Raw genomic sequence first — 22,046 nt, 5'->3', positions numbered from 1 at the left:
CGACAGAACGGCCGGGCGTTCCTTTCCACTCGCACCCAGAACGGAAACGTCCGGCTGATGGCAATATTCGTGGCGAAACGGCTGGCGATGATGCTGCTCACCATGGTCGCGGCGTCGTTTCTGGTATTCGCCGTCTGCGAGTTCACCCCGGGCAGCGTCGCGCGCAAATCGCTCGGGCCGTTCGCGACGCAAGAGCAGGTCGATTTCCTGACCAAGAAGCTGAGGGCCGACGATCCGCTGCTGGTGCGCTACGGGCGCTGGGCGGGCGTGCTGCTCGGCATCATTCCGGATCCGCTCCAGGACCCGAGCACCGGGCTCAATTTCAAGGATCCGCGCGGCGCGCAGTATTTCGGCAATTTCGGCTATTCGACGCTGAACAAGCTGCCCGTCAACGACGTCATCTGGAACCGGCTCGGCAATACGGCGATCCTGGCCGGGCTGGCCTTTCTGCTGATCGTGCCGCTGTCGATCGTCTTCGGCATCCTGTCCGGCCTGAAGGAAGGCGGCGTGCTCGACCGGCTCTTGTCGGTGATCTGCATAACCTTCACCTCGATCCCGGAATTCGCGTCGGGCGTGTTTCTGGTCACCCTATTCGTCATTCTCTGGCCCGTGCTGCCGGGCACCAGCCCGCTCGATACAGAGGGCGGCTGGTCCGTTCCCTCGCAGCTCGTGCTGCCGGTGGCGGTGCTCGTCATCTATGATTTCGGCTATGTCGCGCGCATGATCCGCGTGTCCATGATCGGGGTGATGGAAAAGCCCTTTATCCGCACCGCGGTGCTGAAGGGAATGAGCACGCGCCAGGTCGTCATCGGCCATGCCCTGCGAAACGCGATGATCGCCCCGTTCACGGTGCTGCTCCTGCAGATCAACTTCCTGATCAGCGGCGTGGTGGTGACCGAACTCGTCTTCGCCTATCCCGGCTTCGGTCGGCTGCTGCTCGATGCCAGCCTGTTCGGCGACATCGCGACCATCGAGGCGGCCACGCTGATCACCGTCGCCATCGCGGTTACGACGCAATTCGTCGGCGATCTCGGTTACATGCTGCTCGATCCACGCATAAGATTGCGATGAGCGCACTGGTCGAGCAAAGAGCTATGGAGGCGACAGCCGTCAAGGCAACGGGCAGGGCACGCCTGAAATGGGCGCGCATCCTGCGCTCGCCTACCGCACTGGTCGGGCTGTTCCTGGTCGGCTTCTGGGTGCTTGCGGCGATCCTCGCACCGGTGCTGCCGCTCTATTCTCCGACCGAGCAGGATGTGATGGCGCTAGCCGACCCGACGCCATCGGCGGCGCATTGGCTCGGCGTCGACATTCTCGGCCGCGATGAGCTGTCTCGCCTGATCTTCGGCGCCCGCACCGTGCTGGTCGTCGCGCCGCTTTCGGTTGCGGTCGCCATGATCGTCGGCATCACGCTCGGCATGATCGCCGGCTATTACGGCGGCTGGATCGATGCCGTGATCAGCCGCCTTTCCGACATCATCCTCGCCTTCCCGGTGCTGGTCCTCTACGTCATCCTGATCGCCAATATCGGGCCATCGATAATCAACATCGTCATCGCCACGACGATCGCCTCGGCGCCAGGAATCGGGCGAATAACGCGCGGGCTGGTACTCGGCCTGAAGGAGCAGGAATACATCGCCGCCGCAAGGCTGCGCGCCGAAAGTACTTTATACATCATGCTTGTCGAGCTGTTGCCCAACTGCCGCGGCATGCTGATCGTCGATGCCTGTCTGCGCATCGGCTACACCATCATCACCATCGGCATCCTCGGCTTCCTTGGCCTTGGCCTGCCGCCGCCCAATCCCGACTGGGGCGGCATGGTCAAGGAAAGCACGACGGTGCTCAACGTCTGGCCTTTGATGTCGGTGCTGCCCTCAATCGCCATCGTCAGCCTGGTTCTGGGTTTCAATCTTTTGGCCGACGGCCTGCGGGAGGCCTGGAAGCCATGACGATGGTCGCCGAGCCAATTTCGACGCAAGGCGAGCGTGCGTCCGAGACGCCGCTCCTCGCTGTCCGAGATCTGCGCATCGAGTTTCGCGGGAAGGCCGAGACAATCGTTGCGGTGCCGAAGCTGTCTTTCGAGGTGAAGCCCGGCGAAAGCTTCGGGCTGGTCGGCGAATCCGGCTGCGGCAAGAGCACCACGGCGATGGCGATCATGGGCTATCTCGGTGCGACAGGCGTCGTCGCCGGCGGCAGCATCCGCTTCGAAGGCGAGGAACTGGTCAACGCACCGGCGCATAAGTTGCGCGCCATACGCGGACGGCGCATCGCCATGGTCTACCAGGACCCGATGAGCGCGCTCAATCCGGTCAAGACGATCGGCGCGCAGCTTGCCGAGGTGCCGATGCTTCATCTCGGCGCAAGTCGCGTCGAGGCGCTCGACATGGCAGCCGCCATGCTGAAAGACGTGCGCCTGCCCGATGCCGGCGACATGCTGAAGCGCTATCCACACCAGCTTTCGGGCGGCCAGCAGCAGCGCGTCGTCATCGCCATGGCGCTGCTCGGGCGGCCGTCGCTGCTCCTGCTCGACGAGCCGACCACCGGTCTCGACGTGACGGTGGAGTCGGCGGTGATCGATCTGATCGGCGAGCTGCGCCGTCGCTACGGAACCAGCCTGCTGTTCATCTCGCACAATCTCGGTCTGATCGCCGAAAGCTGCGACCGGGTCGGCATCATGTATTCCGGCGAGCTGGTCGAGGAGGCGCCGACGCGCGAGCTGTTCGGCCGGCCACGCCATCCCTACACGCAAGGGCTGATCGACTGCATTCCCGATATCGGCCAGGGCAAGCACAGCCGCACGCTTGCCGCCATTCCGGGCCATATCCCGCTTCCGTCGGAGCGGCCGCGCGGCTGCCTGTTTGGTCCGCGCTGCGCCGGTTTCCGGGTCGGCCTGTGCGACCGGCCCGGCATGACGCTGGAACCGGTCGGCGAGCGGCATGTTGTGCGCTGCGTGCGCTGGCCCGAACTCAAGGTGGCTCATCGGGAGCTTCCGCCACTATCCGGCGAGAGTGCGGCACCGGCAGCCGAGATCACTTTCTCCGACATCACCAAGTTCTATCACCTCGGTTACCACAAGACGCTGAAGGCCAATGAGGCCGTATCCTTCGAGGCCGGCAAGGCCGAGATCGTCGCGCTGGTCGGCGAATCCGGCTGCGGCAAGTCGACCCTGGCGCGTATCGTCACCGGCCTCGACCGCGCCACTTCGGGCGAAATCCGCATGGCTGGCGAAAACATCGCCGCGATCGAAGCGAGCGCGCGGCCGAAGCCCCTGCTGCAATCGATCCAGATGGTGTTCCAGAACCCGGACTCGACGCTCAATCCGTCGCACAGCGCCGGCTTCTCGATCCGTCGCTCGCTGAAGAAGTTCGGCATCCGCAAGGGCAAGGCGGCCATCGACCAGCGCATGCGCGAGCTGCTGGAGATGGTCCGGCTTTCGCCGGACTTCGCCGCCCGCCGGCCGAGCCAGTTGTCCGGCGGGCAGAAGCAGCGCATCGCCATCGCCCGCGCCTTCGCCTCCGATCCGTCGCTGATCGTCGCCGACGAGCCTGTGTCGGCGCTGGATGTCTCCGTGCAGGCGGCCGTGGTGACGCTGCTGCTCGACATCCAGAAGACCCGGCATGCGACGATGCTGTTCATCAGCCATGACCTGGCGCTGGTGCGCCACGTCGCCGACAAGGTCGTGGTGATGTATCTCGGCAAGGTGATGGAAAAAGGCACCGTCGAGGAGATCTTCGGCGGTGCGACCCATCCGTACACCGAGGCGCTGATCTCGGCGATCCGCAGCACCAAACCGGAAGGGGCAGAGCGCAACCGCATCACGCTGACCGGCGACACGCCGAGCCCCGTCGATGTGCCGCGCGGCTGCCGCTTTGCCAGCCGCTGCCATCGCAAGCTGGGTTCGATCTGCGACAGGGAACCGCCACCGATCCGCAGGATGTCCGCCACGCACGAGATCGCCTGCCACATTCCGGCGGAAGCGCTGGAGAGTCCCAGGCATCCGGACGAGGCGAGCGACCGTTCATGACCAGGCCAGCTTCACTGGGCCGCCTCTGGCGTCAGGCCGAACGGTCGCGCGCCATCCTGTCGATCATGGCGCGCATCTGCCTGGCCGGCACCGGCAGCGCCATGCTGACCACCGCGGTCTCGCTTGCATTGAGCGCGCCGGGAATCGACCCCTCCGAAGTGCAATTGGTGCTGACCGCTTACCCGGTCGGATTTCTCATCGGCTGCCTCGTCGCGCGTCCGCTGGTGTCGCGCGTCGGCCATGAGCGCGCCTTCTTCGCCATAACCGTGCTTGCAAGCCTCGCCGCCGCGGGGTTCGCGCTCACCGATTCCATGCCGGCATGGCTCTGCTTCCGACTGCTCGGCGGCCTTGCCATGGCGGCGATGTTCGTTGTCTGCGAAAGCTGGATCAACCTCTATGCCGACCAGCACAATCGCGGCAGGCTGTTTTCCATCTACATGCTGACGACGGCGGTCGCGGTGCTGTTCGGACAGCTGCTGCTGGAGATCGTCGGCGCGCATTCGCCGCATTTGTTCGCCGTCAGCGCGGCGACGGTGCTCTTGTCGGCGCTTGCACGGTTTGTCTCCAGGCCTTGGCCTGCCCTGCCCGCCGAGCAAACCGAGCCGTCCCTGGCCGATATCCCGGCGCATGACGAACGCTACGGCGTCATCCAGTTGCTGCGTCTCGCTCCGGTAACGGTGGTCAGCATCTTCCAGGCAGGCATCACCAACATGAACATCTTCGTGCTGACGCCAATCTACGGCGCCAAGATCGGACTGTCCGCCGCCGCCACTGTCGGCCTGGTGACGACCGTCAGCATTGCCGGCATGCTGGCGCAGACGCCTATCGGATGGCTGTCCGACCGGTTCGACAGGCGCATCATGCTGCTTGTCCAGGGACTGCTTTCCGTGTCGCTATGCGCCTCTATCGCCTGGCTGGGCAGCGGACCGCTACCGCTGCTCTTCCTGCTGTTCTTCCTCTATGGAGCAACCGCGCTCACGGTCTATCCTGTGGCCATCGCCTTCGCCAATTCGCGCATGCACAGCCGGCACATGGTGGCGGCTTCGGGCACGCTGCTTCTGCTCTATTCGATCGGCAACATCCTGACGCCGGGTCTCGCCGCGGGACTGATGGAGCGTACCGCGCCGCAGGCCATGCTGTTTGTGCTCGGCACCGGCGGCATTCTGGTGGCGGTTGCGGCTTGCATCAATCTGCGGCGGCGCCCGGTCGGCGTCGCGGTTGCGCAGCCGTGCGGAGGCGAGCCGTGAACAGCGCCCTTGCCCACCGTCTGGATGGCAAGTTCGTTCTGATCACGGGCGCCGCGAGCGGCATCGGCGCGGCGATCGCGCGCCGCTGCGCCGAAGAGGGAGCCCGTGTCGCCTGCTCGGATCGGGACACAGCATCGACGAAGGCGCTTGCCGCCAGCCTTGGGCCGAATGCTCTGGCTGTCGACTGTGATGTCACCGATCCGGACTCGGTCCAAGATGCTGTCGACGCGACAGCTCAAGCATTCGGCCGGCTGGACGGTCTGGTCCACAACGCCGCGGCTCCCTCGACCGACGGCACCGTCGCCGACCTTGCAGTCGACAAGTGGCGGCTGGAACTCGACGTCAGCCTGACCGGCGCGTTCCTGATCTCCAAATTCGCGGTGCCGCTGATGGCATCGAGCGGCGGCGGGTCGATCGTCTTCATCGGCTCGCAATTCGCGCGCGTCGCCGTCGGCAAGGCGGTGGCCTATTGCGCGGCGAAGGCGGGGCTTGTGCATTTGGCGAAGGCGATGGCGATCGACCATGCGGATCAGAACATCCGGGTGAACAGCCTGTCGCCGGGAGCGGTCGCGACCGCCCGCCTGCTGCAGCGCTGGTCCAGTCTGGAGGCGGCCGACAAGGGTCTAGGACCTGCGCATCTGCTCGGACGAATTGCCGAGCCCGAAGAGATCGCGGCCGCCTGCGCCTTTCTGCTTTCGTCCGACGCTTCCTTCGTCACCGGCACGGACCTCCTGGTGGATGGCGGCTATGCGGTGCGTTGAACCAATTTCCAGCATAGGAGGCTCCAAGACATGACCCTTCTCGTCACAGGTGGCACCGGCTTCGTCATGAGCGTGGTGGCGCGTGCCTGGCTGGACCGCGACTCTGGCGCGCGCGCTGTCATCCTGGATCGCGCCGTCCTCGACGCCGCGGCCGAAAGGCATTTCGCTCCGGTGCGCGATCGGCTTACGGTGATCAGCGCGGATATCCTCGACCCGACGGCGTGGTCCGCCGCACTCGACAACGAGCACATCACCGCGATCGTACATGGCGCGACCATCACACCGATTTCGCGCGGCAGCGCCACGGAGGCCAAGCGCCAGCCGGAGGCCGAGGACCCGGCCCGCATCGTCGATGTCAATCTCATGGGCACCGTGCGCATGCTTGAATGGGCACGCGTGCGAGCCAACGTCAAGCGCTTCGTCTATGTCAGTTCGGGAGCCATCTATCGGCACAATGGCCCAGACTGGAGCGGCGAGCCGCTGCCGGAGGACGGCTACGTCGCGCCCTTGACGCTTTACGGCATCTCCAAATTCGCCTCCGAGATGGTGACCAACCGCTATGCCGACCTGTTCGGCCTGTCGGCGGTTTCGGTCCGGCTTGCTTCCGTCTACGGCCCGATGGATCGCGCGACCGAGAGCCGCAACTTTCGCCATGTCCCCAACCGTGTTGCGCACATGGCCCTGGCCGGCGAAACGATCCGGCCGAACAGTCTGGAGCCGGTGGGCGACTATCTTTCCTCGACCGATGTCGCTGCCGCGATCCTCGCGCTGCTCGATGCGCCGCGCCTCAATTACCGCCATTACAATATCGGCTCCGGCTCCAGCCAGACCATCGGCGAGATCATCGCCTGGGCAAAGGAGCGTGTTCCGGCGCTGAAGGTTGAGGTGACGCCTGGAGAAGACGCCAATATCGTACAGGACGTGTCGCTGAAAGGCGGCATGTGGGGCGCCTACGACATCGCGCGGATCATGCGTGATACGGCATGGCGGCCGCGCCCGGGCAAGGAGGCGTTCCACGCCTATATGGACTGGATTTCGGCCAACGAGATGAAGTGAGAGGGATTGCCATGACAAGCGCTGCCTCACAACCGGTCCAGCCGCGCGACTTCGTCGGCTATGGACCGAACCCGCCCTATGTCACCTGGCCGGACGGCGCGAAAGTCGCGATCAATCTGGTGCTGAACTACGAGGAAGGGTCGGAGTACAACTGGCTGGATGACGGCCGCAACGACAATTGGGGCGAGTACAACAACCCCGGCCTTTCACCGCATCGCGACCTCGGCACCGAAACGCATTTCGAATATGGCAGCCGGGCCGGGGTCTGGCGGGTGGCTCGGCTGTTCGACCGCTACGATGTGCCGATCACGGTGTCGGCTTGCGCAGTGGCGCTGGAGAAGAATCCCGCCGTCGCCGAGTGGATGAATGCGCGCGGTCACGACCTGCTCGGTCACGGGCTGCGCTGGACCGATTATCCCGGCATGCCGCGCGAGGAAGAGGAGCGGCAGTTGCACGAAGCGATCGCACTTTACGAGAGGATGCTTGGCCGGCGGCCGCTCGGCTGGAACTGCCGCTCGTTTCCAAGCGTCAACACCCGCGATCTGCTGGTGCGCGAGGGCGGCTTTCTCTACCACTCCGATCCCTGCAACGACGAGCTGCCCTATTTCGTCGACCATGGCGAGGAGAAAATCCTGGTCGTGCCCTATTCCAAGACGCTCAACGACAGCCGCTTCCTCATCGCGCCGGGTTACAGCAATCCACGCGACTTTGCCGAGGATTGCCGCTCGGCCATCGATTACATGCTGTGGGAGGCAGAAGAGACGGGCGGACGGATGCTCAATATCTGCGTGCACGCGCGCTGGATGGGCCAGCCGAACCGGGCGTCCGGCCTGCGCGAGGTGATCGAGCACGTGCAAAAGACGCCGGGAGCGATCTTCATGCGGCGCGCAGGCATCGCGCGGTACTGGCTCGACAATCACCGGACGTTTGCCAGCAAGCGTGCCGGCTGAACAGCGGAATGTTCAAAACCCTCATCAGCGGCGCGACGATCGTCAACGCAGATGGCGAAGCCCGCCGCGACATTGCCATCAACGCCGGCAGGATCGCGGCCCTGATCCAGCCAGGAGACGCGGCCGAAGCGCGGAAGGTGATCGACGCAAGCGGCTGTATGCTGCTGCCCGGTCTCGTCGATGCGCACGCGCATCTGCGCGAACCGGGACTGACCCACAAGGAAGACTTCTCGTCGGGCACGCATGCGGCTGCGCTCGGCGGCGTGACGACGGTGCTCGACATGCCGACCGACGAGCCCTGGACGGCGACGGCAGACCAGCTTGCCGAGAAGATGTCGATGGCCGAAGGCAAGCTCAACGTCGATGTCGGCTTCCAGGCTGTTGTCAGCGAGAGGCTGGACGGTCTCGAAAGGCTCGCGGCGCTTGCCCCGGTGTCGTTCGAGCTTTTCACGGCGGATGTCCCAGAGCCGTTTCTTTTTCCGACGGTGGACACCGTTCTTCACGCGCTGAAGCGGATGAGCGCGCTCAAGACGATCGTCGGCATCTCGCCCGGCGATCAATCGCTGCTGGTGGGCAGCGCCGCGCGCGTTCATTCTGGCGACATCGCAGCGTTCCGCGAAAGCCGGCCCCCACTGGCCGAGGCCAACGGCATCGCGCGGGCGCTGCTGGCGGCGGCCGAGACCGACGCGCGCGTTCATGTCCGCCAGATCAACTCTTCGCTCGGCGTCGAGACCTGGCGGCGCCTGCGCGATCTTGCCGATGCCAGCGTCGAGACGACACCCCAGAACCTGTTCTTCTGTGCGGACGACTACGAAAAGCAAGGCGCGCGGCTGAAGGGATCACCGCCGTTCCGGCCGAGGCAAGATGTGCAGCGCCTCCGCGAGGCTGTAGCGGCCGGGCTGATCGACATCATCGCCACCGATCACGCGCCACACAGCCCTGCTGAGAAGGCCGCCGAGTATCCGGCTTTCGCGGACATCCCGGGCGGCATGCCCGGACTGCAGACGCTGCTGTCCGTCATGCTCAAGCTCGTCGACGAAGGCCTGATTGGGCTGCGCGACATCGCGCGCCTGTGCGCGGCCAATCCGGCCGACCGGTTCGGGCTTGGCCGGCGCAAGGGCAGGCTGGCCGTCGGCCACGATGCCGACATCCTCATCATCGACCCGACGCGAACCTTTGCCATCCGCGATGCCGACCAGAAGTCAAAGGCCGGCTACACGCCGTTTGACGGCTGGAGCGTTTCAGCCACCTTGCGGCAGGTGTTCCTGCGCGGCGAGGAAATCACGCGTGACGGCGCGCTGGTCAACCCGGGACAAGGCCAAGTGGTGCGGTGGGAAAGCTGAGGCAGGCAAGATGGGTCTTCTGGACGGCAAGGTTGCCATTGTCACCGGCGCGAGCTCCGGCATCGGCCGCGCCATCGCGCAACGCTACGCGCAGGACGGCGCGAAGGTGGTGGTCGCCGATACGCGCGAGGAAGCTATCGAAGGCGGCGAAACAACGGTCCGGCTGATCGAAGCGGCTGGCGGTGAGGCGATCTTCATCTCCACGGACATCGCCGATCAGCAGGCCGTCATAACCATGATGCGGCAGGCGGTGGACCGGTTCGGGCGGCTCGATATCCTAGTCAACAACGCCGCGGTCTATACCTCGACCAATCTGCTCCAGACCACGCCGGAGCAATGGGCGAAGGTGATCGACGTCAACGTCACCGGCTTCTTCTACTGCTCGCAACAGGCGGTGCTGCAGATGCTCAGGCAGGAGCCGGTCAACGGCGTACGCGGGCGCATCATCAATATCGCCTCGCAGCACGGTATGGTCGCCTGCCCGGGCGATTTCCCCTATTCGGTCAGCAAGGGCGCGATCGTGCAGATGACGCGCCAGATCGCGGTCGATCACGCCGAGGACCTGATCGTCTGCAATGCGATAGCTCCCGGCAAGATCATCACCGGCAAGCCGGGCATCGCCAACGACCCTGATGCGCTCGACTATTCGCGCCGCCGCACGCCATGGCCGCGGCTTGGCGAGCCGAACGATGTCGCCGGCGCGGCGCTTTTCCTGGCCAGCGACCTTGCGACATACGTCACCGGGATCAACCTGATGGTGGACGGCGGCTGGATGGCCGGCTGAGCGGTCATCGCGCGAAAGCAAAGGCCGGCTGCAAAGCGGCCAGCCTCCTTCCTATCCGACGATCACGACGATCGCAGCTACTTATTCGGCACTTCGTAGACCTTGCCGTGCCAAGGTGCTGCATCGATCTGGTCGAGGGCCATCACGTAAAGTTCCTTTTCATCGGGCCCGAAGGCGAAGTTCGGCATGGACGGCGACGGCACCGAAAGCGTGCGCAAGAGCTTGGCGTCCTTGTCCACCACTATGATCTTGCCCGGCGCGTCGAGGGAGCGCGGGCTCTGGCCGATATACATCTCGCCAGCCTTGTCCATCTTGATGCCGTCCGGCCAGATATGCGGCTGGTTCGGGAACAGATCGTCGAGCCGAAGGAAGACGCGACGGTTGCTCAAGCTGTGATCGGCCCCGACATCGAACTCGATGATGCGGTTGTCCTCTGTTTCGACCAGGTAGAGCATCTTGCCGTCGTTCGACATGACCAGCCCATTGGCATTGTGCAGGTCGCCAGCCACCTTCTTCACGCTGCCGTTCTTGCCGATGTAGTAGGCCGACGCGTCGATCAGCGGACCGCCCTTGCCGGAGCCGGTGAAGTAGATGCCGCCCTCCTTGTCCGGCGCGAAATCATTGGGGCCGCTGAACGGCTTGCCGTCGGTGTCCTTGTCGTAGGCCGGCAGCGTCTTGCCGTCGGCCGAGATGCGGCCGATCGTGTTGTTGTCGTAGCAGGTGACGACGAATTCGCCCGTCGCGGTCGGCAGCACGGCCGAAGGGCCGCAGCCATCCATCTTCCAGAAAATCGCGTTCTTCTTGCCGTCCCAAACGTCCACAGTGCCGCGGCCGTATTCGACGTAGAAGAGCTTGTCCTGGTACCAGATCGGGCCCTCGGCGAACCAAGCGTCGTCATTGATCACCTTGACGTTCGCGGCGTGTGCCGATGCGGTAAGAGCGAGGGCTAACACTGTGCCCAGCAAATGCTGTCTTGTCATGCGCTTCCCCTTTCTTTCGTTGAACTCCAGGCGCTTAGGGCTCGCCGGCGCCGATCTCCTCCTTGCGGCGCGCCACATAGGCGTCCAGCTCCTCGCGGATGGCTGGATCCATAACCGGTTCCTCGTAGTCGCTGAGTGCCTGCTGCCAGAGCTGCGTCGCCCGCTCCAGCGCATCGTGGCCGCCCGCTTCCTGCCAGCTGCCGTAATTTTGCCAATTGGACAGCATCGGCCGGTAGAAGGCGGTCTCGTAGCGCGCCATGGTGTGCTCCGACCCGAAGAAATGTCCGCCGGTCGGCACGGCCTTGATCGCCTCGAAGCCGAGGTCGTCCTCCTCGAACGGCATCGGCCGCAGGAACTCCATCATGTTCTGCAGGATCTCGACGTCGAGGACGAGCTTCTCGTAGGAGGCTGTCAGCCCGCCCTCCAGCCATCCGGCGGCGTGATAGATCAGGTTCGCGCCGCCGAGCACCGCGCCCCAGGTCGCCATCTCGGTCTCATAGGCCGCCTGCAGGTCGACGACATTGGAGGCATTGGCATTGGAGGTGCGGTAGGGAAGGTTATAGCGCCGCGCCAGCTGTCCGGCGACGATGTTGGCCTTGGCGTTCTCCGGCGTGCCGAAGGCAGGCGCGCCGGAACGCATGTCGACATTGGACGTGAAGGCGCCATACATCACCGGCGTGCCGGGATTGACCAGCTGCGTCAGCGTCACGCCGAACAGGGCCTCGGCATTCTGCTGCGCAAGAGCCGCGGCCAGCGTCACCGGGGTCATGGCGCCCATCAGGGTGAAGGGCGTGATCGTCACCGGCTGGCCGTGCTCGGCCATGGCGATCAGGCCTTCGGCCATCGCCTCGTCGAACAGGCGCGGCGAGTTGACGGAAATAATCGTCGTGACCCCCGGCGAATTGCGCAGTGCCTCGATGGTCGTGCCGCGTGCGATCGCCGTCATGGCGATGCTATCCATGGCGCGGCCGCGGCCGATCGCCGAGCAATGGAAGCTCAGATCCGACAGCGTGAGATTGGCGCGATAGGTGTCGAGATGGCGCGAATTCGCCGGCAGCTCCATAGGCGCCACCACCTGGTTGCCGATGATATGGATGGCGTTGAAATGATGCGCGAGGCGGATGAAGTTCTCATAGTCAGCCAGATTGCCCTGCCGGCGGCCGTTGATGCGGTCATGCACATTGGGCGGCCCGGCGACCAGCCCGAACACCAGCGAATTGCCGCCGATGCGGATCTGCTTGTCCGGATTGCGCGAGCTTAGCGAGAAGGACGATGGCGCGTTCCTAAGCGCTTCTCTGACGATACTCTCGTCGATCCGCACCGTGTTCTCGGCCCGATCAACGATGGCGCCCGCGGCCTCGAAGATACCCAGCACCTTCTCGCCCATGACGCGGATGCCGAGTTCGGACAGGATGCGCATCGAGGTGCGGTGGAGCTTGTCCATCTGCTCCTCGTCGAGGATCTGCATCGGCGCGTAGGGGTTTGTGACGCGCTGCCAGGGCAGTTGCGCAATGCCGCCGCCACTGCGCCCGGCCGCTCTGGTGCGCCGTCCGCCGCTTCGCCTGTCATGCGCTGTCATCGGCCTGTCCTCCTTAATAGCCGCGTCCCGGATCCACCACATTCGCCAAAGGCTCGCCGCGCCGGTAGCGGGCGAGATTCTCGGCAAACATGCGTGCCGACTTCACGTCCCAGCCGTCGTAGACGGACGAGCAATGCGGCGTGACGATCACGTTCTCGTAGCCCCACAGCGGATGCGCCGGCGGCAGCGGCTCGACGGCGAAGACGTCAAGCGCCGCGCCCTTGATCCGGCCGCCGTCGAGCGCCGCAAGGAGCGCCGCCTCGTCGACGACGCCGCCGCGGGAAACGTCGATCAGCACCGCCGAAGGCTTCATCGCCGCGAAGGCCTCGCTGCCCACAATGCCACGTGTGCTTTCGAGCAGCGGCACGGCGCACAAGATGAAATCGGCACGGCCCCACAGGCTGGGCAGGTCGGCCATGCCGTGCACCTCATCGATGTGGTAGGTCGGTTTCGGGCTGGCGCGCACGCCCAGGGTCGTCATGCCGAAGGCCCTGGCCCGGACGGCGACCGCCTGCCCCGTCTTGCCGAGCCCAAGGATCAGAAGCGTCTTGCCCTGGATCGGCTCGACCTTGCCGGCCGTCCACCTCCTGGCAGCCTGCTCGCGTGCGAAGCCGCGCAGGCCGAGCGAGAAGGAAAGCATCGCGCCGAAGACATATTCGGCCATCATGTCGGCAGCGACGCCGGCCGAATTGGTTATCGTCACCCTTGTCGGATCCCAGGGGCGCAGGTGATCCGTGCCGGAGCCGCCGACCGAAACCCAGCGCACGGTCGGGCTCTCGACCAGCGCCGCGCGCGGATAGCGCGATCCCCGGTCGAATTTGATGGTGAACACCACCTCGGCGCCGGTGTCCGCAATCAGGTCGGGAAGCGCCTCGTAGCTGTCGCAGCCGAGCACCCTGAGATCGGGATGGGTTTCCGCCAGCGCCGCAATCGGCCCGTCCGGCGCGTCGCTGCTGACGATGATTGTTGGCCGCGCGGACATTTCAGCCCCGCCTCGGACCAGGAATGTGATCGGCAAGAGGACCCAGCGTCTCGAGCAAAGCCTTGCCTGCCTGCGGGCTGGTGTTCTCATGCGGCGCGCGCAGATTGAGCCAGCGCTGGTCGCCGGAGCGCACGGCAAGTGCCGCCTTCATCCCGCCGATCAGACCGGCGGTCTGAACCGCCTTTCGAAATTCCTTTATGGCGGCATCGGCGGCCGAGACGTCGCGGCCGGCGCGCGCGCCGTCATAGACGGCGCGGATAGCCCTGGCGTTGAGGTTGACGGAAGCGGAAATGCAGCCCGCCGCGCCGGCGACCAGGCCTTGGGTAAGCTGGCCCTCGGAACTCGGGAAGACCGAGACGTTGGGCGCCGCCGCGATCACGGCGGCGGTGTTGTCCCAGTTCCCGGCACTGTCCTTGTAGGCGACAACGGTTTCGGGAAATGCCGCGTTGAGCCGCGCCGTCAGCGCCGGCGATACCGGCACCCCGGAATTCTGCGGGATGTGATAGAGGATCAGCTTGAGCTTCGGGCTGGCGACTTTCTCGACCAGTTCCGAATAGTAGCGCGCCTGCCCGTCATCGCCCGCCGCAGTGTAGAAGAACGAGGGCAGCACCATGACGCCAGCGCAGCCGAGTTCCAGGGCATGCCGGCTGAGTTCGAGCGTCTCGGGCAGCGCGGTAACGCCTGTGCCGGGCATCATCTTATCCGCCGGGATGCCGGCCTCGGCCAGCCACTCCAGGGCTTGCATGCGTTCGCGCGGCGACAGCGACAGCGCCTCGCCGGTCGTCCCAAACGGCGAAAGGTAATGCGCGCCCTGAGCAAGCACCCATTTCGCATGGTTGACCCACAGATCGCGGGCGACGCTGCCGTCTTTGTCGAAGGGCGTCAGGATGGGGCCAATGACGCCTTGCACGCTGTTCATCGATGGTTCTCCCGGGTCGTCGTGTCGCCGTCGGCGAGCTTCGCTGCCGCGTCGACTGTTCTGATAAAGAATGCTGTTGAGGCGATGTCGAAGAAGACGTGGAAGCCTGCCTCGCTGCGCACCAGCACGGCTTCGAGATTCGCGACGCGCGTCTGCGCGATCTCGTCATCGGCAAAACGGCCAGGCCTGAGGTCCAGTGCGCAAAGCCTCGCCATCACCGCTTCTGCCGACTGGCCGGAAAGCCGCATCCAGCTCCAGCCTTCCTCGCGCCAGGACCAATAGCCGCGCGAACCTTTCTCGGCCTGCCAGGCAGCGACGAGCTTTGCGACGGCGCCACCGGCGATATCGTCAATCGCGAGGAAATCTTCGCTGCCTAGACGCAGCAGCCTGACGCCGCCCTGCCTAGCGATGCGATTGACGGGCGGCAAGGCGAGACCTTGCGCTTCGAGCCAGGCTGAACTGCCGGGCCCTTTGATGCCGAAGCGCGATCGGGCCGTCAGATCGGTCACTATCAGCTGCCCGTTTGGCAGAACTGCTTCAGCGGCCGAGCCGTCCGGCGACAGGGGAAATGTTCGCATGGCAAGACCGGCCATCTTTACATCTCCTGCCGGACGTTCTGCGGATCGAAGAAGGCGTGACCGACCACCGGCACCTGCACCAATTCGCCGCTGCGACACTTCACCGTGACCTTGCTGCCAGGGGCAGCGTCGTCGATATGGACATAGGCCAGCGCGATTGTGTGGCGAAGCGTTGGCGAGAAGCCAATCGAAGTGATCTGCCCAACCGGGTTGCCGCCGCGCAGCACCAGGCAGGACTCGCCGGGGATGTTGCTTGCACCCTCGAAAGAGAGGCCGACGAGCCGGCGCGTTTCGCCAAGCCTCGTCCGCATCTCGATTGACCGCTTGCCGACGAAGAAGGGCTTCTTCTTCGAAACCGCCCAGCCGAAACCGAGCTCGTTGGGCGTGGTCAGCGCGTCGGTATCCTGGCCGATCAGGATATGCCCCTTTTCAAGCCGCAGCATGCGCGAGGCCTCGAGTCCATAGGGACGCAAGCCATGCGGCTTGCCGGCCTCGGACAAAGCGTCCCACAGCGCGACCGCATAGCTCGAAGGACAGTGCAGCTCGTAGCTCACCTCGCCCGTGAAGCCGATCCGCATCACACGCACCGGCAGGCCGGCCAGCATGCCTTCGCGCCCCTGGAGATAGGGGAAAGCGTCGCGCGAGAAATCGATGTCGCCATCTAGCGCCTGCAAGACCTCACGCGCCTTCGGGCCGGTGACGTTCATGCCGGAAAATGCTGCCGTGACGTTGAGCACGTCGACCTTCAGCCGCCACTGCGCATTCCAGAACAGCATGTCGGCCTGCACGCGGGCGACGGCGCCGGTCGTCGCGGTGACGTAGAACAGGTCATCGGCGAGACGATAGGCGACGCCGTCATCGATAACCGTCCCCATCTCGTTGAGCATCAGGCAGTAGCGGACCCGGCCGACGCGCTGGTTGGCATGCGCCATCGTGTACATCCGATCGAGGAAGGCGCCGGCGTCAGGACCGCGGATCTCCAGCTTGCCCAAAGTCGACACGTCGAGCATGCCGACGCCGTTGCGGACCGCGGCGATCTCTTCGCGGACCAGGCGGTCTATCCGGTCTTCCGGCCCGTAAAAATACGGCCGCCACCAGGCACCGATCGGCTTCATGCGAGCGTTGAGTGCGAGATGGCGCGCATGCAGCGCGGTGCGCCGCTCCAACGGCTCGTGATGGCCGGCGAGCACGCCGAGCTTCTCCGGTCCGGTCGGCGGCCGCGCCGTGGTGATGCCCACCTCGCCAACCCCGCGCCCCGTCGCTTCGGCGACAATCCGCGCCGTGGCGAGCGCCGAATGCCTGCCTTGGCTCGGCCCCATGCCGACGGTGGAAAAGCGCTTCACCAGTTCGAGTTCGCGATAGCCTTCCTTGACCGCATTCCTGAGGTCCTTGACCTGCAGATCCTCATCGAAATCGACGAAGTCGCGACCTTTTGCGTTGCCGGCGAGCGGTTGTGCCCAGGCAGCTGGCTCGGGCTCGTATTCGTTCTGCACGTCAGGAGGATCGCCGTGGCCGAGCCGCTCCAGAGCCTCGCGCGCGGCGCGGCGGCCGTCGGCCATCGCAGACTGCAACCGCGATTTGCCGGCAACGGCGCCTGCCAGCCGGACGGCCGCGCCCACCGGCAGACTGAGCGTCATTCGCGCCGTCGCATCGTCGTAGCCAACTATCGCTCCCGCATGGCAGGGCAACTGCCAGGCAGGCACCGAGCCGACGGAGACCGCCACGAGATCGCAGTCGATCCAGCGGCTGCCAATGCGGACCCGCGTCACATGCTTGTTGCCGCGCGTCCCGGACGCTTCCTCGATCGGGGCGCCTGCGAGGATCCCTATCCCCCTGGCCCGAAGCTCACCGGCGCGGTCGCCGGCATTTGGCCGAGGATCGACGATCGCGGCCAGTTCGACGCCAGCCTCGACCAGATCCAGCGCGGAGTCGTAGCCATCGTCATTGGCGGCCAGCACGACGGCCCGCCGGCCAGGTTGCACCGCGTAATGGCGGAGCAATCGTTGCACGGCGCCGCCGGTCATGATGCCAGGCAGATCGTTGTTGCGGAACACCGCCGGCTGCTCGATGGCGCCTGTCGCCAGGACAACCTCGCGGGCGCGGGTTCGGTAGAGCCGGTTGCCCTGGATCAGCGGCAGCCAATTGTCCTCATACCAGCCGTTGCAGATGGTGCCGGTCATGATGCGCAGATTGGGGAGCTTGGCTGCCTTGGCTGCCAGACTGAACAATATGCCCGGATCGCAGCGGCGATAGGTCAGCGAACCGCCAATTTCGGGATTGTCGTCGCACAACAGCACGTCGGCGCCGGCTTGTGCGGCCGAGATCGCAGCCGATAGACCCGCCGGCCCCGCGCCGACGACCAGCAGGTCGCAGTGAAGATGCGCCTTGTCGAAACTCAGATGCGGCGCCTTGACGTCGACGATCCCGAGCCCCGCCTTGCGACGGATCATCGGCTCCCAGAAGCGGAGCCAGCTGTCCTGTCTCGGACCCATGAAGGTGCGGTAGTAGAAGCCGACCGGCAGGAAACGTCCAAAGCGGTCGATCACCGCATCGCGGTCGTTTTCCAGCGAGCCGTTGACGTTCTGCGCCGTCACCATCATGCCGTCCTGGAGCGGCGTCAGGTCGGCGGGAACATTCGGCTCCGACGGCAATTGCACCAGCGTGTTCGCTTCCGCGCCGGCCATGGTCATGATGCCGCGCGGCCGGTGGTATTTGAACGAGCGCGACAGGACCCACTGGTCCGAGGCCGCCAGCGCGCTGGCGATGCAGTCGCCGGCAAAGCCATGATAAGCCTTGCCTTCGAAGGTGAAGCGGACAGGCCGCGTCCGGTCGAGGCGCGAGCCGTATGGCGTGCCAAGCCGCGTCATGGCCGGCTCCCAGGCGCATAGGTGCGGATGATTTCGTTGGTGACGACGTCGCGCTCGGCGAGGAAGAAGAAGTTGCTCGGCACGTGCCGCCACCACTCGACCACTACACCTTTTCGATTGTCCGCGCGAAAGAGATGCCTTGCCCACTCAGCGTCGGCGGCAGCATCCGCATCGGGCGCCTGCCGCAGCGGACCGAAGGACTGGAATTCGTCGATGTTGCGCGGGCCGTTCATGGGGCAGTCAAGCAGCTTCATGGTCAGTGGCTCGCCGCCGTGGCGCCCATTTCGTTGAGCAGTCGGAACTTCTCGAAGCGCTCCAGCGCAAACGGCTTCAGCAGGTCGGGAACCCGGCCCCTGGCGATGGTTTCCGCCATGCGCTTGCCGGCGACCGCAGTCGCCTTGAAGCCCCAGGTGCCCCAGCCGCAATCGAGCCACAGATTGGCGAGAGGGCTGGCGCCCATGATCGGGCTGTAGTCCGGCGTCATGTCGGTGATGCCGGCCCATTGCCGCAGCAGCCGCACACTTTGCAGGAAGGGAAAGAGATGCACGGCGCCTTCCGCCAGATGCTCCTTCATGTCCAGCGTCGAGCGGGTCGAATAGAGCTGGTACGGATCCGAGCCGCCACCGATGACGATCTCGCCGCGCGAGGATTGCACCAGATAGGTGTGCAGCGACACGGACGAGACCAGCGTGTGCAGCCAGGGCTTCAGCGGCTGCGTCACCATTGCCTGCAGGGGGTAGCAGCGGATCGGCAGTTCCACGCCGGCCATCATGGCGACATCGTAGTTCATGCCGCCGGCGGCGATGAGCACGGAGCCGCAGGCGATCCGTCCGCGGTTCGTCACCACAGCGCGCACCTGACCGGTCTCGACCTCAAAGCCTTGAACTTCGGTGCGCTGGTGGATTTCGGCGCCGCGGCGCGAGGCCTGCGCGGCGAAGCCCCAGGCAACCGCATCGTGGCGGGCCGTGCCGCCATCGGCATGCCAGAGGCCGCCGAGGATCTCGAGCGCGCCGCCGCGATCCATGTTGAGTTCGGGCACCAGCTTCTCGACCTCTTTTGCGTCGATCACCTCGGTGCGCGTGCCCATATGCTTGCCCATCTCGGCGCGCAGATGGAAGGCGCGCAGCGTCGCTTCCGTGTGTGCGAGCGTCAGCTGGCCGCGCTGCGAGAACATGACGTTGAAGTCGAGCTCCTGCGACAGCGCTTCGAAGAGCGAAACGCCTTCCTTGTAGAAGGCGACGCCTTCCTGGGTGATGTAATTGGAGCGGATCGTCGTGGTGTTGCGGGCGGTATTGCCGCCGGCCAGATAGCCTTTTTCGAGCACCGCGATGCTGGCGATACCATGGTATTTCGACAGATAATGCGCGCAGGCCAAGCCATGCCCGCCGCCACCGACGATCACCACGTCATAGGACGGCTTCAGCTCCGGTGTCGCAGGAATGTCGCCCGTCACCGGATAGTCGCGGCTAAGCCCGTATTTGAGAAGCCTAAGCGGCATGGCTGCCCTGGCCGCCAGGAGGATCGTAGACCAGAGCGGTCAGCTCGGAAAGCCGGCGGTCGGCGTCGGTCAGGCCGAGAATACCGTCCCGGATCGCGGCGGCCCTGGTCGAGCCGAGAACGGGCGACGCAAACTCCATGTACTTGGCGACGATATCGGCTTCGCTGAACGGGGCTTCGGGGCCGCCGCGTGCGTGGACATCTCCGGACTCCAGCCGCCGGCCGTCAACCGTCTCGATCTGCACGTCGGCCCAGCGCCCGGCGGGGAAACGGTCGCTGTGCTTCGCCGCCTCGTTCACCTCGACGCGCTTCAGCATATCCGCGACGGCGGCATCGCGCAGACCCGAGCCCGAAATGTGCTCCACGCCGATCCGACCATAGTGGATCATCGTGGCCACGGCGAAGGGCAGGCTGTACTGCGCCTTTGATGTCGTGTCCGGCATGCCGGCAAACAGCGTCGCCGCATAGTGGAAGCTGTTGACATGGACTTTGCGTATGTCTTCCGGCCGAAGCCCATGCTGCAGGCAAAGCGCGCGCGTCGCGTCGATCGCGGCATGGGCCCAGCGGCAGACCGGATAGGGTTTTATGTATTGCCGGGTCATCTGCCAGAACAGGCCGAGGTCATCCCAATGTGCCGCGACCTCCGGCGCCTCGACCGTGATCGCCGGCGCGCCGGCGAAACCGGCTTCGGCAAGCACGGCGGCCGACAGGCCGACCAGCGCCCCCATGCCTGAGCCGTCATGCAGCATGGTCGGCGTTGCGATCTCGCGCATCATCTGGCTGCGCGGTCCGTGATACTCGGCGATGCCGAAAGCATGGCGCAGTTGATCGTCGTCAAGCGAAAGCAGGCGGGCCGCGACCGCCGCCACGCCAAGAGAATTCCACGCGCCGGAGGTGTGATAATCGGAGACGGTTGCGTGCAGCGCAATGCCGGCCCGCCCCGCGATCTCATAGCCGACGACGATCGCGGCCAGCGCCTCGGGGCCGGTCAACTCAGGCTTTTCTTCTGCGAGCGCAAGCAGCGCCGGGATAACCGCCACGCCGATGTGCCCCTTGGTCGGCGGGTAACCGTCATGGCCGTCGAGATTGTCGGTCTGGGTCGCCGCCGCGAAGGCGGCGCCGGCCATGCTGGCGCGCCTGCCGTCGAAGATCATCCTCGCCGCGTGCCGGTCGGCGCCGGAACCGTAGAGCATAACCGCGGCATCGCGCGCGATTTGTCCGGCGTGCATCGGGCCGGCGGCGATGGCAATGCCCATCGTGTCGAGGAACTGGAGGGCTGCCGATTTCAGAACGTCGCGCGGGAACGCGCCGGCCGACCTGCGCAGCACGAAGTCGGCAACACGGGCAAATACGGTGGAAGCAGACTCACCTTCCGCCGTCCGCTGGTCCATGGCGCCACCTTTCGCGTCCCGATCGCTCCAAGATAACTACGAATAATTTGGTCTCATGGGCCAGGCACGTAATTAGTTTGGCGCCATCGCACAAAAAAATCGGGGTCAAGGCGATTGCGGAGGCCAACGAAGCCGGTCTAGTTTTCGCTTCGCCAAGGAGCGATCGCATGAAGCCGCCACCCCCACTGAACTATATCCGCTCGTTCGAGTGTTCGGCGCGGCATCTCAGCTTCACCCTCGCTGCCAGCGAGCTCGGCTACACCCAGGCGGCGGTCAGCAATCATGTGCGGGGGCTGGAACATTATCTTGGCCGGCAGCTCTTCGTGCGCTATCCGCGCAGCCTGAAGCTGACCGAAATGGGCGAGGCCTTCCTGCCGACGCTGCGGCAGGCGCTCGACCAGATCGATCACGCCACGGAGGCGATCGTCGCCTCCTCGCGCAACAGGACGGTCGTCATCTCCTGCCCAATGAGCCTGGCCGAAAACTGGCTGGCCGGCTGCATGGCGGCGTTCCGGCAAATCCATCCGGAGATCGAGGTCGTTCTGCACGGCACGATCTGGGAAGACCTCAGCGAGCAGATCGCCGACATCACCATCTCGACCCGCCGCTTCGACGACCGCCCGCCGAGTGGCGTTCCGCTGTGGAACGACCAGCTCGCCATCCTCTGCGCACCCGGCCTGCTGTCCGGCCCGAAAGGGCTGCGCTCGCCGCGCGATATCCTCAACGTCGACTGGATCTTCGTGCATGGCCGCCAAGAATATTGGCAATGCATGGGCGACGCGCTGCAGATCGACATTTCGAATTATGAGAAAGGCATCACCACGAACGCCTCGAACATTGCGCTGGAACTGGCGGCAATGGGCGCGGGCTGCGTCGCCACGCAATATTCGCTGGCGAGAACCTATATCAGCCGCGGGCTTCTGGTGGAGCCTTTCCCCGTGCGAGCCGCCAGTCCATGGACCTATTATCTTTCGGAGAGCCAGCTCTCGAAAGGCAGCGTGGTGAGGACCGTCAGAGGGTGGATCATGGAACGAGCCAACGCCCATGTAGAAGCCGTTTAGGCTGACGGCTCGGCAACCATCCGTCCG

General features: G+C 65.2%; 19 protein-coding genes. 10 read left to right on the top strand and 9 right to left on the bottom strand.

The genetic code is table 11. The features are described 5' to 3' along the window. Nucleotides 1–57 precede the first annotated feature (57 nt). The 9 genes from A9K66_RS20560 to A9K66_RS20520 are packed head-to-tail and all read left to right on the top strand — an operon-like array spanning nt 58 to nt 10,165. The gene (locus tag A9K66_RS20560; protein ID WP_066989127.1) at nt 58–1,071 is read left to right on the top strand and encodes an ABC transporter permease; all 1,014 of its coding nucleotides are present in this window, start codon (nt 58–60) and stop codon (nt 1,069–1,071) included. Continuing rightward, on the top strand, nt 1,068–1,949 hold the full coding sequence (locus A9K66_RS20555) for an ABC transporter permease (protein WP_245299494.1): 882 nt from the start codon (nt 1,068–1,070) through the stop codon (nt 1,947–1,949). Before A9K66_RS20560 ends, A9K66_RS20555 begins: the two co-directional genes overlap by 4 nt. Beyond that, entirely contained in the window at nt 1,946–4,024 is a 2,079-nt protein-coding gene (locus A9K66_RS20550) for an ABC transporter ATP-binding protein (RefSeq protein ID WP_067327529.1), read from the top strand. Before A9K66_RS20555 ends, A9K66_RS20550 begins: the two co-directional genes overlap by 4 nt. Beyond that, the gene (locus tag A9K66_RS20545; protein WP_067327525.1) at nt 4,021–5,271 is read left to right on the top strand and encodes an MFS transporter; all 1,251 of its coding nucleotides are present in this window, start codon (nt 4,021–4,023) and stop codon (nt 5,269–5,271) included. The genes A9K66_RS20550 and A9K66_RS20545 overlap by 4 nt, the downstream gene beginning before the upstream one ends. Next, nucleotides 5,268–6,032, top strand: a complete 765-nt coding sequence (locus tag A9K66_RS20540) for an SDR family oxidoreductase (protein WP_067327522.1) — start codon at nt 5,268–5,270, stop codon at nt 6,030–6,032. The genes A9K66_RS20545 and A9K66_RS20540 overlap by 4 nt, the downstream gene beginning before the upstream one ends. 30 nt (nt 6,033–6,062) lie before the next feature. Next, nucleotides 6,063–7,088 carry an NAD(P)-dependent oxidoreductase gene (locus tag A9K66_RS20535; protein ID WP_067327519.1) on the top strand — a complete coding sequence of 342 codons (1,026 nt, stop codon included), beginning with the start codon at nt 6,063–6,065 and terminating at the stop codon, nt 7,086–7,088. A gap of 11 nt (nt 7,089–7,099) precedes the next feature. Beyond that, nucleotides 7,100–8,038 carry a polysaccharide deacetylase family protein gene (locus tag A9K66_RS20530; protein WP_067327516.1) on the top strand — a complete coding sequence of 313 codons (939 nt, stop codon included), beginning with the start codon at nt 7,100–7,102 and terminating at the stop codon, nt 8,036–8,038. Between the two features lie 8 nt (nt 8,039–8,046). Beyond that, nucleotides 8,047–9,381: a dihydroorotase family protein gene (locus A9K66_RS20525; protein WP_067327512.1), complete on the top strand. Its 1,335-nt coding sequence runs from the start codon at nt 8,047–8,049 to the stop codon at nt 9,379–9,381. A gap of 10 nt (nt 9,382–9,391) precedes the next feature. Further along, nucleotides 9,392–10,165, top strand: a complete 774-nt coding sequence (locus A9K66_RS20520) for a glucose 1-dehydrogenase (RefSeq protein ID WP_067327509.1) — start codon at nt 9,392–9,394, stop codon at nt 10,163–10,165. 77 nt (nt 10,166–10,242) lie between these two features. On the opposite strand, the gene A9K66_RS20515 is transcribed toward A9K66_RS20520, so the two are convergent. The 9 genes from A9K66_RS20515 to A9K66_RS20475 are packed head-to-tail and all read right to left on the bottom strand — an operon-like array spanning nt 10,243 to nt 20,958. Continuing rightward, nucleotides 10,243–11,145, bottom strand: a complete 903-nt coding sequence (locus A9K66_RS20515) for an SMP-30/gluconolactonase/LRE family protein (protein ID WP_164750713.1) — start codon at nt 11,143–11,145, stop codon at nt 10,243–10,245. A gap of 34 nt (nt 11,146–11,179) precedes the next feature. After that, a complete protein-coding gene (locus tag A9K66_RS20510; protein ID WP_067327502.1) occupies nt 11,180–12,724 on the bottom strand; it encodes a trimethylamine methyltransferase family protein in 1,545 nt (514 codons plus the stop codon). A 13-nt stretch (nt 12,725–12,737) separates the two neighbouring features. Continuing rightward, nucleotides 12,738–13,706 (bottom strand): D-2-hydroxyacid dehydrogenase, encoded by a 969-nt coding sequence (locus tag A9K66_RS20505; protein WP_067327499.1) that lies wholly within the window; start codon nt 13,704–13,706, stop codon nt 12,738–12,740. Between the two features lies 1 nt (nt 13,707). Then, complete coding sequence (locus A9K66_RS20500; RefSeq protein WP_067327496.1) at nt 13,708–14,625, bottom strand: dihydrodipicolinate synthase family protein; 918 nt, start codon at nt 14,623–14,625, stop codon at nt 13,708–13,710. Then, nucleotides 14,622–15,218, bottom strand: coding sequence for a hypothetical protein (locus A9K66_RS20495; protein WP_067327493.1), 597 nt, complete (start codon nt 15,216–15,218; stop codon nt 14,622–14,624). Before A9K66_RS20495 ends, A9K66_RS20500 begins: the two co-directional genes overlap by 4 nt. Before the next feature lie 2 nt (nt 15,219–15,220). Further along, a complete protein-coding gene (locus tag A9K66_RS20490; RefSeq protein WP_067327490.1) occupies nt 15,221–18,070 on the bottom strand; it encodes a 2Fe-2S iron-sulfur cluster-binding protein in 2,850 nt (949 codons plus the stop codon). Continuing rightward, the gene (locus A9K66_RS20485) at nt 18,067–18,324 is read right to left on the bottom strand and encodes a sarcosine oxidase subunit delta (protein WP_066989149.1); all 258 of its coding nucleotides are present in this window, start codon (nt 18,322–18,324) and stop codon (nt 18,067–18,069) included. Before A9K66_RS20485 ends, A9K66_RS20490 begins: the two co-directional genes overlap by 4 nt. A gap of 2 nt (nt 18,325–18,326) precedes the next feature. Next, nucleotides 18,327–19,568, bottom strand: coding sequence for an FAD-dependent oxidoreductase (locus A9K66_RS20480; RefSeq protein WP_067327486.1), 1,242 nt, complete (start codon nt 19,566–19,568; stop codon nt 18,327–18,329). Then, nucleotides 19,558–20,958 carry an MmgE/PrpD family protein gene (locus tag A9K66_RS20475; protein ID WP_067327484.1) on the bottom strand — a complete coding sequence of 467 codons (1,401 nt, stop codon included), beginning with the start codon at nt 20,956–20,958 and terminating at the stop codon, nt 19,558–19,560. Before A9K66_RS20475 ends, A9K66_RS20480 begins: the two co-directional genes overlap by 11 nt. 167 nt (nt 20,959–21,125) lie before the next feature. Between A9K66_RS20475 and A9K66_RS20470 the strand changes: the two genes are divergently transcribed. Then, on the top strand, nt 21,126–22,019 hold the full coding sequence (locus A9K66_RS20470; protein WP_067328002.1) for a LysR substrate-binding domain-containing protein: 894 nt from the start codon (nt 21,126–21,128) through the stop codon (nt 22,017–22,019). Nucleotides 22,020–22,046: the final 27 nt, after the last annotated feature.

This window comes from Mesorhizobium sp. AA23 (genome assembly GCF_001672435.1).
In the GTDB taxonomy this organism is placed as follows: domain Bacteria; phylum Pseudomonadota; class Alphaproteobacteria; order Rhizobiales; family Rhizobiaceae; genus Mesorhizobium.
This window is presented reverse-complemented; position numbering and strand designations above follow the sequence as displayed.

Excerpts from the sequence above, each read along its gene's own strand:
- A9K66_RS20510 (WP_067327502.1), bottom strand. The coding sequence starts at position 12,724 with ATGACAGCGCATGACAGGCGAAGCGGCGGACGGCGCACCAGAGCGGCC.
- A9K66_RS20555 (WP_245299494.1), top strand. The coding sequence starts at position 1,068 with ATGAGCGCACTGGTCGAGCAAAGAGCTATGGAGGCGACAGCCGTCAAG.
- A9K66_RS20515 (WP_164750713.1), bottom strand. The coding sequence starts at position 11,145 with ATGACAAGACAGCATTTGCTGGGCACAGTGTTAGCCCTCGCTCTTACC.
- A9K66_RS20495 (WP_067327493.1), bottom strand. The coding sequence starts at position 15,218 with ATGGCCGGTCTTGCCATGCGAACATTTCCCCTGTCGCCGGACGGCTCG.
- A9K66_RS20520 (WP_067327509.1), top strand. The coding sequence starts at position 9,392 with ATGGGTCTTCTGGACGGCAAGGTTGCCATTGTCACCGGCGCGAGCTCC.
- A9K66_RS20505 (WP_067327499.1), bottom strand. The coding sequence starts at position 13,706 with ATGTCCGCGCGGCCAACAATCATCGTCAGCAGCGACGCGCCGGACGGG.
- A9K66_RS20530 (WP_067327516.1), top strand. The coding sequence starts at position 7,100 with ATGACAAGCGCTGCCTCACAACCGGTCCAGCCGCGCGACTTCGTCGGC.
- A9K66_RS20550 (WP_067327529.1), top strand. The coding sequence starts at position 1,946 with ATGACGATGGTCGCCGAGCCAATTTCGACGCAAGGCGAGCGTGCGTCC.
- A9K66_RS20535 (WP_067327519.1), top strand. The coding sequence starts at position 6,063 with ATGACCCTTCTCGTCACAGGTGGCACCGGCTTCGTCATGAGCGTGGTG.
- A9K66_RS20545 (WP_067327525.1), top strand. The coding sequence starts at position 4,021 with ATGACCAGGCCAGCTTCACTGGGCCGCCTCTGGCGTCAGGCCGAACGG.
- A9K66_RS20480 (WP_067327486.1), bottom strand. The coding sequence starts at position 19,568 with ATGCCGCTTAGGCTTCTCAAATACGGGCTTAGCCGCGACTATCCGGTG.
- A9K66_RS20470 (WP_067328002.1), top strand. The coding sequence starts at position 21,126 with ATGAAGCCGCCACCCCCACTGAACTATATCCGCTCGTTCGAGTGTTCG.
- A9K66_RS20475 (WP_067327484.1), bottom strand. The coding sequence starts at position 20,958 with ATGGACCAGCGGACGGCGGAAGGTGAGTCTGCTTCCACCGTATTTGCC.
- A9K66_RS20490 (WP_067327490.1), bottom strand. The coding sequence starts at position 18,070 with ATGACGCGGCTTGGCACGCCATACGGCTCGCGCCTCGACCGGACGCGG.
- A9K66_RS20560 (WP_066989127.1), top strand. The coding sequence starts at position 58 with ATGGCAATATTCGTGGCGAAACGGCTGGCGATGATGCTGCTCACCATG.
- A9K66_RS20485 (WP_066989149.1), bottom strand. The coding sequence starts at position 18,324 with ATGAAGCTGCTTGACTGCCCCATGAACGGCCCGCGCAACATCGACGAA.
- A9K66_RS20500 (WP_067327496.1), bottom strand. The coding sequence starts at position 14,625 with ATGAACAGCGTGCAAGGCGTCATTGGCCCCATCCTGACGCCCTTCGAC.
- A9K66_RS20525 (WP_067327512.1), top strand. The coding sequence starts at position 8,047 with ATGTTCAAAACCCTCATCAGCGGCGCGACGATCGTCAACGCAGATGGC.